Source organism: Aquimarina mycalae (assembly GCF_029906345.1).
In the GTDB taxonomy this organism is placed as follows: Bacteria; Bacteroidota; Bacteroidia; order Flavobacteriales; family Flavobacteriaceae; genus Aquimarina.
Genome location: NZ_JARYGY010000007.1, coordinates 347,375 through 360,301, shown reverse-complemented (window position 1 = coordinate 360,301; position 12,927 = coordinate 347,375). Strand labels below are relative to the sequence as shown.

Here is a 12,927-nt window from a genome sequence, read left to right as displayed (position 1 = left end):
TATTCTTCAAAACATAATGCGCTGTTAATAATATTGTATCCGATTGATTTTTGCACCTTATAGGAAGAGCATTCACATATCTATGGTAGATATAATTACTGCAATTAACCGTATCCAATAAAAGTAAGATAGAAACTCTCAATAAAAACCAATCCAAAACTCAATACAGGTCTTAGCTTCTTTGTAACTTTGTCCGATTAGAAGTAAACTATATTACTTACCAATTACTAAGAACGATTTACAAAGATGTATATATACAATGTAACCATTAATATCGAGGAGACAGTTCATGATGAATGGTTGAATTGGATGAAAAATGAACATATTCCAGAAATGCTAGACACTGGAAAATTCAGCAAAGCATTAATGAGCAAAGTATTAGTTGAAGAAGAGATGGGTGGTTTCACTTATTCGGTACAATACACTACGGATAGTAATGAAACTCTGCAGCGCTATTACGAAGAAGATGCAGAGCGTCTTCGCTCTAAATCCAACAAGTTTGCGGGTAAATTTGTTGCTTTTAGAACAGAATTAGAAATTGTTAGTGAACAATAAAACAAGATGAAACAATATCGCCCAACCTTACTTTATTTTATCAAGATTTTTGGATTAATTATATTGGCGTTATTTTCCGTATTTATTATCAGTTTGTTTTTTGATATAATTGCCTATTTTGTACAAAGTTCACTTTTCGAAAAATTACTATTTGCAATCCTTATCCTTGTGTGTATCGGTGTATCATTTATGATCATTAGATCCAATAACCCTTCTATTCGTTTAGGGCAGGATACTATGATTATAGGTCAAGAAGAAATTAGTTATCATCGTATTGAAAACTTCTATCCGTCTAAAGGTGGTTCTGAACCATATATACTAACTAAAGATGGACGTAGGATTGATCTGGAAATCTCTTGGTTTAGAAAAAAAGACCGTGTAACTATTGAACAAGTTATTTTAGAAAGGATCAACTCAGATACAAAACAAGATCAGGATGTCATCTAAATTCAAAAAAAATAAAAATCATTCGTCTACCAATCATGGTAGACAAGAAAAAACAGCTGTAAGAGCTAAAAAACATTTAGGGCAACATTTTCTAAAAGATGAAGACATTGCAAGAAAAATTGGGGATACACTTACATTAAATAATTACACCAATGTAATCGAAATCGGTCCTGGTATGGGAGTTCTTACCAAATATATCTTACAGAAAGATGTAAATTTGATTGCAATGGATTTAGATACAGAATCCATTGAATATTTGAACACTAATTTTCCGCTAGAACATCCTGAAATCAGAAATGGAAAAGGTGAGTTTCAGGTGATCGAAGCTGATTTTCTAAAATACGATATCAAATCGTTATTTGGAGAAGAAGCTTTTGCCATTACTGGTAACTTTCCTTATAACATTTCATCTCAAATTGTGTTTAAAACCTTAGAGAATCGTTTTCTAATTCCAGAATTTACAGGAATGTTCCAAAAAGAAGTTGCACAACGTATTTGTGAAAAACCAGGAAGCAAAACATATGGTATCTTATCTGTATTAACACAAGCATTTTATGAAGCTGAATATTTATTCACCGTTCCTCCTTCTGTTTTCAATCCTCCTCCTAAGGTAGATAGTGGTGTATTGCGATTGATCAGAAAACCTATACAGACACTTGCATGCGATGAAAAATTATTTTACAAGGTAGTTAAAACTGCTTTTGGACAGCGCAGAAAAACTTTAAGAAATAGTTTAAAAACATTTCAGTTAAGTGATCAAATTAGGGAAATGGAAATATGTGCTAAACGACCAGAGCAATTAAGTGTAGATCAGTTTGTAGAACTTACTTTACTTATCCAAAAATCCTAATACGAATTTCATTTGACCAATCTTAAATGCAATTGAATTCTTTGGTTATCTTTGTGAGCGTTTGTAAAGAAATCCATAAATCAGTATTCTATGTCATTCGAGATTTCCAATGAGCTTATTAACCAAGTGAAACACCTTATCAAAGATGAAGGTGATACTCGCTTGCAAGATATGCTTAGTGAAATCCATTTTGCGGATATCGCAGAAATAATTGAAGAACTTAATTTATATCAGGCAACGTATCTAATTAAGTTATTAGATAGTGAAAAGAGTTCGGAAGCTCTTATGGAGCTGGAAGAAGATTTTCGAGAACGTATTTTAGACAACCTTTCTGTAAAAGAAATTGCGGAAGAGTTAGAAGAAATGGATACCGATGATGCTGCCGATGTAATTGCAGAACTTCCCGAAGATCGTGCAGAAGAGGTAATTGCAGAAATTGAAATCGAAGATGAAAAGTTAGCAGAAGATATCAAAGAACTGCTTACTTATGAAGAAGATACTGCAGGAGGTTTAATGGCAAAAGAACTGGTAAAGGTTAAAGAGACCTGGACTGTTGCTGGCTGTGTTCGTGAAATGCGCCGTCAAGCCGAAAAAGTAACCAGAGTACATTCTATTTATGTCGTTGATAAAGATGAAAGACTAAAAGGTCGTTTATCCTTAAAAGATTTACTAACTGCTTCTGCAAAAGCGCATATTAGTGAGGTATATATCCCGAAAGTAGATTACGTAAATGTTGATACTGATGGAGAAGAAGTTGCTAGAATTATGCAAAAATATGATCTGGAAGCTATTCCAGTTGTAGACCATGAGACCACACTTGTTGGGCGTATTACCATTGACGATATGGTCGATTTTATTAAAGATGAAGCCGAGAAAGATTATCAAATGGCAGCTGGTATTTCTCAGGATGTAGAAGCAGATGATAATGTGTGGGAACTTACCAGAGCACGTTTACCTTGGTTAATTTTAGGATTATTTGGGGGATTAGGTAGTGTATTTATTATGGAAGGTTTTGAAGAATTAATGACAAACCCAAAATACAAAAGTCTATTTTTTTACACGCCACTTATAGCTGCAATGGCGGGTAATGTAGGGGTACAATCCTCGGCGATTATCGTACAGGGTTTAGCTAATGATAATGTAAAAGGTAGCCTTTGGAATCGATTACTTAAAGAAATAGGTCTAAGTTTAATAAATGGGATTGCATTGGCCCTTTTGATCATTGTATTCGGTTTTATTATGAACTATGAGATTTCATTTAGTCTTACCATTGCAGCTGCACTTATGAGTGTGATCATTGTAGCAGCCTTAATAGGTACGTTTGTTCCTATTATCCTTGACAAAAGAGGAATTGATCCTGCAATTGCAACTGGACCGTTTATAACAACAAGTAATGATATCTTTGGGATTTTCTTATTCTTTTACATTGCAAAATTAATACTCCACTTTTAATATTTTTATAATTGCATTTTGAGTATCTTATCCCAATATAGTTAGGATCACTACACATGAACACTGAAATATTCGAATCACGTATTATCGTTCCGAAATCTGCAATAGACGATATGAACCACGTAAACAATGTAATGTACTTACAATGGGTGCAAGATATTGCTAAAAAACACTGGGAGTATAAAACGAATCCTGAATTAAGAAACATTTATGTCTGGGTAGTATTAAACCATTATATCGAATACCAAAATCCAGCTTTCGAAAAAGATGAACTCGTTATTCAAACCTGGATAGATCATCATCATGGAGCTAAAAGTGAACGTCACACCAAAATCATACATTCATCCTCTCAAAAAACCGTAGTTACTGCTAAGACTCAATGGTGTTTGCTCCATAAAGAAACGTTAAGACCGATACGAATCAATAAAGAAATAAGTACCTTGTTTTCATAATCAGAAGATACTTATGGAAGCGATTAATATTAGAGAAAAATTATCAAAATTTGATAAACAATGGCACCCTCATCGTATTGCCATGGTAGATGACAACCAGGTATATTTGGCAAAATTAAGTGGTGATTTTATTTGGCATAAACATGATAATGAGGATGAGCTTTTTCAGGTAGTAAAAGGCACTTTATATATGAAATTCAGAGACAAAACAGTGAAGGTTGAAGCTGGAGAACTTATTGTCGTTCCAAAAGGAATAGAACACTGTCCATCTACTGAAGATGGAGAAGAGGTTCATGTATTGTTATTCGAAAAAGCGGAGACTAAGCATACAGGAACAACAGAAAGTGAAAGAACCGTTTCTCAATATATAGATATTTGATCGTAAAATAAAACCTCAGATGAGTGTTGGGTATAGAACTTAGTAATTAATCATATAAGTTGTAACCATGGCATTAGATCGTAGAACCTTTATAAAAAACAGTAGTCTTTTAGTAAGCACCAGCTTATTACCTTACCAAAGCCTTTTTGCAAGCTCTTCAAAAAAACAACTGGGTGTTTGTCTTGTAGGTCTTGGATATTACAGCACAGATCTTCTAGCTCCTGCACTACAACTAACTAAGCATTGCAAATTATCAGGCATTGTTACTGGCAGTCCTAACAAAATTCCGATTTGGCAAAAAAGATATAGAATAGTAGATAAAAATGTCTACAATTATCAAAATATGCATCGAATTGCGGATAACCCAGATATCGATGTGATTTATATTGTACTCCCAACTGGAATGCATGCAGAATACGCGATCAAAGCTGCCAATACTGGTAAACATGTTTGGTGCGAAAAACCTATGGCCAGAACGACAAAAGAATGTCAATCCATAATCAAAGCTTGCAAAGACAATAATGTTAAACTTTCTATAGGCTATCGGATGCAACACGAACCCAATACACAACAAATTATTCAATGGGGGATTTCAAAACCTTACGGAAATATAAAAACCATTAAAGCTGAAGCTGGATATTATGATTCCCGTTCCAATCATTGGAAACAGAAAAAAACAATGGGTGGAGGAGCCATGTACGATATGGGCGTATATCCATTAAATGCTACTCGATATGCGACCAACGAAGAACCGATAACGGTTCTAAAGGCGAATCATACAACAACAAGACCTAAGGTTTATACAGAAGTTGATGAAACCACTACTTTTTCATTAGAATTTCCATCTGGAGCAATTGCAAATTGTAAAACCAGTTTTGGAGAAGGACTGAATCAATTACATATAACTTGTGAAAAAGGTTGGTATAAACTGCAACCATTTCAATCTTATGGAGGTATTCACGGTACAACCAGTGACCGTAGTACGCTCCTAAATCAATACATACCTAATCAACAGGCTGCACAGATGGATAATGATGCATTATCAATAATAAATAATACTACTGTCTTAGTGCCTGGTGAAGAAGGAATGAAAGATATCAAGATTGTAGAAGCAATCTATAAATCAGCCAAAACTAATAATGCTGTTAGTTTAATATAACCTATAGCTCATCTTTACAAGAACGTATCGCTTCATAATAAATCCTATAATCAGTTCTTGTAACGACTTCTCCTTTTGTACTAATAGTGACTGTACCGCTTTTTGCTATTTCTGTATAAGGAACTTGTTTTTTAACATATCCTTTATATACAAATTCAAAATAACTATCTTCTTTCATTTTGCCAGGATTAATTAAAAAATCAAATAATCCATCCTTGTCTGTATATGCTTTCATACAAGTATTCTCGTCAATAACCAGTTTTACCGCAACATATTCCATCTTCTTTTTCCTGTTACCTAGAACTTTACCTGTAAGTAATTCATCTTCAGCGATAGTTCCGATGTCTTCATTTACATCTATAGGATCTCCTTTTTGTTGTGATTTACAGGAGACAAGAAACATAGCAATAAAAAATAATAGTAGTATTGATCTCATAGTTTGATTGATTTTGGGTTTTACTCTAAAAATATAACAAGAAATCTATTATACAACAAATTCTCATAAATTTCAGTCAAGTTACAAAATAAAATTACTTTTTTAACATAACTATTGGGGTGTTTTTTACAACTTTTGATATTTTATTGATTAATTCACAATAATAAATGCGTAGATATTTATAAAAAACCATCCAATTGCTTGGATGGTTTAGATAGTTGTATACCTCATCCAATTACAGCCCTTATATCTGTAATCAATGTTTACAACTTTTAAAATATTGTTGGGCTATTTACTAATGTATACTCATTTTTTTTTTAGGCTTTTAACTATCGATAATACGATTTATTCTATTTTAATTTAGTTGTTACCAACTACCTATAACTACAGTTTTACTATAACAAAACCACTCACCTATGGTGAATGGTTTGCTTTGCAAGGTTAATGGCATTACGACCCCTTAACTCCATAACACCTTTTTTGCAAAAAAGTAAATTATAGTTCTATGTTAATCTTTTATCAGTTTAAAAGTTTTATCAGCTGTTCCAGAAGTAACATTCACAAAGTATACTCCTACTGGCAGTTCTTGAATATTGATACGATGTATTTTTGTAACTGAAATCTGTTTTAACATGACTCCATTGACAGTATATATATTTATATCCGCTGCATCCGAAAGACCAGAAATCTGAAAATAACTATTTGCAGGATTAGGCGTGATAACCACCTGATCTAATTCTAAGTCTTCTATACTTAATACTGGTACCACATTAACCGTTCTGGTCACTTCTGTAGCCATATTACCAGATGTATCTGTTGCATTGTAATAAATTGTGTATGTGCCTATCGCATCTACAAATTCAGAGTCATCTATGATAAGCTGTGATCCATCGTCAGTAACAGCACCTAGCTCTACATATCCAGCACCTAATTCAATCTCTTGAGGATTATCACCAAGCAATGTAATTATTGGAGCAGTAGTATCACAATCCAATCCACCATCAGTAATCATCCAGTTATACGGTGCACTTGTTAAAGTATTTCTGGCAGTCTCAGCCAAACAATAGGTAGCGTCTGCTCTTAAATCTAAATCTGCAGGAATTTGTGTTTCTCCAGTTTCTAAGGTTGCCCAACCAATTAAAGTAGCATCATAATTTGCTTGAGATATTCCTGTACCTATAAACATTTCATCCATATATATAACATTACTAATATCCCATCCTCCAAGATTTTGATCAAAATTTGATGCGCCTTCAAACATATCTTCTAAGTCTTCAACATTACTCATATTCCAACCGCTTAGGTCTTGATTGAAAGCAGTAGCATTTTTAAACATACTAATCATATAATCAACAGTTCCAATGGTCCAGGTACCGATAGGTTGATTGAATGCTGCAGTACCTTCAAACATCGATTCAAAAGTTTCTACAGTACTTACATTCCAATTCGAAATATTTTGATTGAATGCCATTGTATTTTTAAATACATAACCTGCATCTTTTAGATTGGTAAATGTCCATTGCGTTATATCCTCATTAAAAATAGTACAAGCATCAAACATAAAACTGATATTTTCAACAGTACTCATATCCCAACTACCTATTTTGTCTTTAAGATCCTCAAAATTGGTACACTTTCTAAACATATCTTCTACATTGGTCAATTGCGAAAAATCAGGATTATCATCTGCATTTAATTTGAGATTAGGACAGTCTTCGAAACCACTTACCATTGATGTCCATTGCTGAGTTCCCCATTGTTCAATCGTTAACAGTCGAAGTTTAACATCTGTACTTAAATTATCAAAATATGGATGAGGGAAGTTTCCATAAATTTTTACGGTATAGGTTCCTGCAGAAGCGTATTCATGAGTAACTGTTCCTGTTTGATTCAAAGATTTAGTTCCATCTCCCCAATCTACTATATAGTTATACCCAGAAGAAGAAGGATGCTTTGGTATTCGTATCGATTGATTTTCCGCGGTAGTTTGCCAGATAGTAATAAACGGATCTTCTGGACAAGCATTTCCTAAATCGTTAATCGTCCAATTAAAAGGTGCACTGGTTAAGGTATTTCTGGCAGTTTCTGCTAAACAATAAAAACTACTAGCGTCCAAAGTTAAATTAACTGGAATTTGTGTTTCTCCAGTTTCTAAACTGGCCCATCCAGTTAGTATAGCATCATAATTTGCTTGTGATAAACCAGCATCGGTAAATATCCCTGTCATGCTTGTTACACTTGAAATATCCCAGCTAGATAGATCTTGATCAAACGAGGATGCTCTTGAAAATAGTTCTTCTATTTCCTGAACCTGACTAAAATCCCAATTAGTTAAATCTTGATTAAAAGCTAGAGCGCCAGAAAACATTCCTGTCATATATTCCACCGTTCCTAATGTCCAATTGCCAATAGGTTGGTTGAAAGCCTCAGCATCGTAAAACATATACGCCATATCTGTAACGGTAGCCATATTCCAATTAGAAATGTTCTGATTAAATAAAAAGGCTTCTTCAAAAGCAGAATCCGTTCTTATAAGATTGGTAAATACCCATCCACTAATATCTTCATCAAAAATGCTACAAGCTGTGAACATACTATCGATACGTTCAATAGTCGACACATCCCAAGATCCAATGGTATTCTTTAGGTCTTCAAAATTGGTACAACCCTCAAACATACTAGACAGTTGTGTAACTTGTGATAAATCTGGTACGTCATCTGCATTCAGTTTTAAATTGACACATCCATTAAAACCACTAGAAAAAGTATCCCATTGTTGGGTTCCCCATTGTTCTATAGTTTGTATTTTACTTTGATTACCCACTACACTAGTATTGAAACGAATTCTTGGGAAATCACCTGTAATTTTTACTGTATAAGTTCCACCAGTCGCATATTGATGCGTAGCATTCCCTGTAAAACCTGTTTCTATAGTTCCATCTCCCCAATCCACTATATAATTATATCCAGTACTATTGGTTGGTATAGTAATACTTTCATTAGTAGTAGTAGTTTGCCATGTAGTAATAAAGAAATCTTCAGGACAAGAATTCCCTAAGTCATTAATGGTCCAGTTATAGGGAGCACTGGTTAAGGTATTTCTGGCAGTTTCTGCTAAACAGTAAAAACTACTAGAATCTAACGTTAAATTAGCTGGAATTTGTGTTTCCCCAGATTCTAAAGTAGCCCAACCGATAAGTGTAGCATCATAATTAGCGGTGGACATAGCTGTACTTAAAAATAATCTATTCATTATTGTAACTTCACTAACATTCCAATCACCTAAATTTTGATTAAACGAAGAAGCTCCCCAAAACATTTCATCCATATTAGAAATAGTAGATACATCCCAAGAATCCAGAGGTTGATTAAATCTTGATGCAGAGAAAAACAATCTTTTTAAGGTACCCATTCCTGAAATATTCCAAGAGTTTAAAGGTTGATTGAATGCACCTGCTCTAAAAAACATACTTCTAATATTTAAAACTTTACCTAAATCCCAACTTCCAATAGGCTGATTAAAAGATGATGCTGTAGAGAACATACTGTTCATATTAATAACCTTAGTACTCACAGACTCTCCTATATTCCAATTACTAATATTTTGATTGAATTTAAATGCCTCATAAAACATTAATTCAAAACTTGTTACCTTACCAACATCCCAATTAGTAATATTCCCATCAAAGTTATTTGCTCGATAGAACATTTCTTTCATTACAGTAATAGAACTGGTGTCCCAATTAGAAAAATCTGGAGTATCTAAAGAGGTACAAGATCTAAACATATTTGTAAGATTGGTAACATCTGATAAGTCAGGAGCATCGTTAGCAGTAATTTGAAGTTGCGAACATCCTGAAAAAGCATTTTGAAAACTTTTCCACGGTTGAGTTCCCCATTGCTCAATGGATTGAATCTTTTCTATATCTCCAGTATTGTTAAAATAAATCCTTGGAAAATCTCCAGTAATCTTTACTGTATAAGTATCAGCTGTTGCGTACAGATGCGTAGCATTCCCTGTAAAACCTGTTTCTATAGTTCCATCTCCCCAATCTACTATATAATTATATCCAGAACCATTGGTTGGTATAGTAATACTTTCATTAGTAGTAGTAGTTTGCCATGTAGTAATAAATGCATCTTCTGGACAAGAATTTCCTAAGTCATTAATGGTCCAGTTATAGGGAGCACCCGTTAACGTATTTCTAGCGGTTTCTGATAAACAATAAAAAGTATCTGCATCCAACTTGACATCGGTAGGTATTTGTATTTCTCCACTTTCTAATGTAGCCCAACCTATTAGTGTAGCATCATAATTTATTTGAGACATTGCAGAACCTGTAAGCATACCGTCCATTGAATTTCTATCTGTATTACTAATATCCCAGCTTCCAAGATTCTGATTAAAAGTGGATGCATTTAGAAACATAAAATCAAAATATTGAGCCAACGCTGTATTCCACATTCCGATAGGTTGATTAAAAGCCGTTGCTCCATCAAACATATTAGTTAGATCATTGGCTTTCTCAGTATTCCAATTATTTAATGGCTGATTAAATGACGTATTATTTTTAAACATACTAGAAAAATCCTCCACCTTACTTACATCCCAGTCATTGATATTTTCATTGAAAGCCGATCGTTCAAAAAGACCAGTCATACTAGTTACAGTGCTGACATCCCAGTTATTCATTTCGCCACCATTGTCTACAAATGATGAAGTATTTTCAAACATTCGATCCATAAACTGAATCTGGCTCAAATCTGGAGTATCCGTTGCATTCAAAACCAAATTAGTACAACCTTCAAAAGCTGCATTAGCTTCTAAAAGTTGTAGGCTTCCCCATTGTTCTATACTAGCTAATTTTTCTTTATCTACAAATGGAGCATCAAAGTCAAATCTTGGAAAATCTCCATAAATACGAACCGTTAACATTCCGATATTTTCACTATATGATACTTGAACTATATCACTGGTTACGTAAAAAATCTCCCCATTTGATAAGCTAAGCGTATAGTCATATCCATTTCCTGAAGTTGGCATAGTGAATCTATTTTCACTAGTTAGATCCCAGGTCATCTCAAAAACATCACTTTCATCGCAGCCAGGACCGCTATCTGTTATTTGCCATCCATGATCATCGGTTAATTTTTCTATAATATCTCCTGCCAGACAATATTGACTGTTACCGCCATCAAAGGTGATATCATTTGGACGCGTATCATTCACACTTCGTTCTAAAAACCAGCCTGCAAGTGTTTGATCATAATTCTGTGTAGATAATCCTGCATTAGTAAACATTCCTGTCATATCGGTAACAGAATTTATAGTAAAAGACCCTAAATTCTGATCGAAACTTGTAGCACCATCGAACATATCTTTCAAAGAAATCACATCAGGTGTATACCAAAATAAAGGTTGGTTAAAGGCCACAGCATCTCTAAACATACCTTCGAAGGTTTTTGCTTTAAAAGGGATACCTAGTGATTGATTGAACACCTTTGCTCCCCTAAACATTTCTGAAAAATCTTCTGCTACACTAAAATTCCACGAAATTAAAGAAGTATTAAACTTGTCAGTATTCATAAACATCTGACCAAAATCTACTATGGTACTTACATTCCAGAATGGGAAGGTTCCTTGTACATCTATCAAATTCGTACTACCCTTAAACATAGCTCTTAAAGTAGTACTGTTTGTTAAATCGGGAGTATCACTAGCATCAACAGTTAAATTTGTACACCCATAAAATGCAGATTCCATACTAGTCCACTCAATAATACCCCATTGATTAACACTAATAATCTTGTCTTTATCATTAGAGTTGTTAAAATAAATTCTCGGGAAATCTCCTGTAATACTTACCGTATACGTTCCTGCTATAGAATATTGATGCGTAGCATTCCCTGTAAAACCTGTTTCTATGGTTCCATCTCCCCAATCTATATCGTAATCATATCCGCTTCCTGTTGTTGGAATTGTGATACTTTCATTATCCATAGCAGTTTGCCAGATGGTGGTAAAAAAATCTGTAGCACTACAAGCAGCCCCATCATCATCAATATTCCAATTTAATCCAGTACTATCAGTTAATGTATTTCTAGCGTCAGCTCCAAAACAATATTGGCTTCCTTCAAAACTGATGCTTATATTAGAAGGTATCGTTTCTCCTATATCTTGAGTTGCCCATCCGATCAAGATGGCATCATAATTTTCTGTTGATAATCCTGATTGTTGAAACATACTTGACATATTAGTAATGCTAGAAAGATTCCAGTCACCTAAGTTTTGATCAAATTTGTTCGCTCCAAAAAACATTCCGCCCATATTGGATACATTACCCGTATCCCAGTTATTTAATGGTTGATTAAATTGTGGAGTTACACCAAACATTCCAGACATGTTAGTTACCTTACTCACATCCCAGTCATTTAACGGTTGGTTAAAAGCTAATGTAGAATCAAACATTCCACTCATATTGATAGTACCTGTGACATTTTCTCCAATATTCCAAGTATTTAAGTTTTGGTTGAAGATATTGGTAGTACTGAGCATGAATGAGAAATTGGTAACATTCCCCACATTCCATGAAGAGATGTTTTCATTAAAATCGGAAGCTACTCTAAACATATTAGACATATTGGTAACCGTACTTACATTCCAGATTCCAATATTATCCTTAGCATCTACGAAGCTTCTTGCTCCTCTAAACATTTGAGATACATCAGTTACGGCAGATAAATCAGGAGTGTCATCTGCATTTAAGGTTAATCCTGAACATCCGTAAAAAGCAGATGCCATACTAGCCCATGAAATCGTACCCCATTGTTCTATGGTTCTAATTTTATCTTTATCACCTGAGTTATTAAAATAAATCCTTGGGAAATCCCCTGTAATACTTACAGTATACGTTCCTGCTACAGCATATTCATGTGTGGTGTCTCCGATAAAACCGCTTTCAATAGTTCCATCTCCCCAATCTACAGAATAGTTGTATCCAGATCCTGCTGTTGGTATCGCAATACTTTCATTAGTTGATGTAGTTTGCCAGGTGGTAATAAACGCATCTTGAGCAAACATGCCATAAAAAGAACTAACAATAAATAATAGTGTAATGTAAAGGTGTTTCATATAAGGGGACTTTTGATGTTGATTGTACTATATGCATAGTAGCAACGAATTAAACGATTGCAAAA

The 12,927-nt window shown here is 34.1% G+C and carries 9 protein-coding genes; 7 read left to right on the top strand and 2 right to left on the bottom strand.

Going from position 1 to position 12,927, the window contains the following annotated elements; all coding sequences use genetic code 11:
• Positions 1 to 246 precede the first annotated feature (246 nt).
• The 7 genes from QBK95_RS17980 (at position 247) to QBK95_RS17950 (ending at position 5,294) form a co-directional block, all read left to right on the top strand.
• Positions 247 to 555, top strand: coding sequence for a DUF4286 family protein (locus tag QBK95_RS17980; protein WP_280935940.1), 309 nt, complete (start codon positions 247 to 249; stop codon positions 553 to 555).
• A gap of 6 nt (positions 556 to 561) precedes the next feature.
• On the top strand, positions 562 to 1,002 hold the full coding sequence (locus QBK95_RS17975; protein WP_280935939.1) for a hypothetical protein: 441 nt from the start codon (positions 562 to 564) through the stop codon (positions 1,000 to 1,002).
• On the top strand, positions 992 to 1,852 hold the full coding sequence (gene rsmA / locus QBK95_RS17970) for a 16S rRNA (adenine(1518)-N(6)/adenine(1519)-N(6))-dimethyltransferase RsmA (protein WP_280935938.1): 861 nt from the start codon (positions 992 to 994) through the stop codon (positions 1,850 to 1,852). Before QBK95_RS17975 ends, rsmA begins: the two co-directional genes overlap by 11 nt.
• Positions 1,853 to 1,942: 90 nt before the next feature.
• Complete coding sequence (gene mgtE / locus QBK95_RS17965) at positions 1,943 to 3,304, top strand: magnesium transporter (protein ID WP_280935937.1); 1,362 nt, start codon at positions 1,943 to 1,945, stop codon at positions 3,302 to 3,304.
• Positions 3,305 to 3,360: 56 nt separating this feature from the next.
• Positions 3,361 to 3,756 carry an acyl-CoA thioesterase gene (locus QBK95_RS17960; protein ID WP_280935936.1) on the top strand — a complete coding sequence of 132 codons (396 nt, stop codon included), beginning with the start codon at positions 3,361 to 3,363 and terminating at the stop codon, positions 3,754 to 3,756.
• A gap of 13 nt (positions 3,757 to 3,769) precedes the next feature.
• Positions 3,770 to 4,135 (top strand): cupin domain-containing protein, encoded by a 366-nt coding sequence (locus QBK95_RS17955; protein WP_280935935.1) that lies wholly within the window; start codon positions 3,770 to 3,772, stop codon positions 4,133 to 4,135.
• Between the two features lie 67 nt (positions 4,136 to 4,202).
• The gene (locus QBK95_RS17950) at positions 4,203 to 5,294 is read left to right on the top strand and encodes a Gfo/Idh/MocA family protein (RefSeq protein WP_280935934.1); all 1,092 of its coding nucleotides are present in this window, start codon (positions 4,203 to 4,205) and stop codon (positions 5,292 to 5,294) included.
• A 1-nt stretch (position 5,295) separates the two neighbouring features.
• Here the strand turns inward: QBK95_RS17950 and QBK95_RS17945 are convergent, their stop codons facing one another.
• Both QBK95_RS17945 and QBK95_RS17940 read right to left on the bottom strand, forming a co-directional pair.
• Positions 5,296 to 5,730 carry a hypothetical protein gene (locus QBK95_RS17945; protein WP_280935933.1) on the bottom strand — a complete coding sequence of 145 codons (435 nt, stop codon included), beginning with the start codon at positions 5,728 to 5,730 and terminating at the stop codon, positions 5,296 to 5,298.
• Between the two features lie 508 nt (positions 5,731 to 6,238).
• Complete coding sequence (locus tag QBK95_RS17940; RefSeq protein ID WP_280935932.1) at positions 6,239 to 12,862, bottom strand: BspA family leucine-rich repeat surface protein; 6,624 nt, start codon at positions 12,860 to 12,862, stop codon at positions 6,239 to 6,241.
• Positions 12,863 to 12,927 lie beyond the last annotated feature (65 nt).

Bases quoted from the DNA above. Each gene is read 5' to 3' on its own strand.
- QBK95_RS17980 (WP_280935940.1), top strand. From the start codon at position 247: ATGTATATATACAATGTAACCATTAATATCGAGGAGACAGTTCATGAT.
- QBK95_RS17975 (WP_280935939.1), top strand. From the start codon at position 562: ATGAAACAATATCGCCCAACCTTACTTTATTTTATCAAGATTTTTGGA.
- rsmA (WP_280935938.1), top strand. From the start codon at position 992: ATGTCATCTAAATTCAAAAAAAATAAAAATCATTCGTCTACCAATCAT.
- mgtE (WP_280935937.1), top strand. From the start codon at position 1,943: ATGTCATTCGAGATTTCCAATGAGCTTATTAACCAAGTGAAACACCTT.
- QBK95_RS17960 (WP_280935936.1), top strand. From the start codon at position 3,361: ATGAACACTGAAATATTCGAATCACGTATTATCGTTCCGAAATCTGCA.
- QBK95_RS17955 (WP_280935935.1), top strand. From the start codon at position 3,770: ATGGAAGCGATTAATATTAGAGAAAAATTATCAAAATTTGATAAACAA.
- QBK95_RS17950 (WP_280935934.1), top strand. From the start codon at position 4,203: ATGGCATTAGATCGTAGAACCTTTATAAAAAACAGTAGTCTTTTAGTA.
- QBK95_RS17945 (WP_280935933.1), bottom strand. From the start codon at position 5,730: ATGAGATCAATACTACTATTATTTTTTATTGCTATGTTTCTTGTCTCC.
- QBK95_RS17940 (WP_280935932.1), bottom strand. From the start codon at position 12,862: ATGAAACACCTTTACATTACACTATTATTTATTGTTAGTTCTTTTTAT.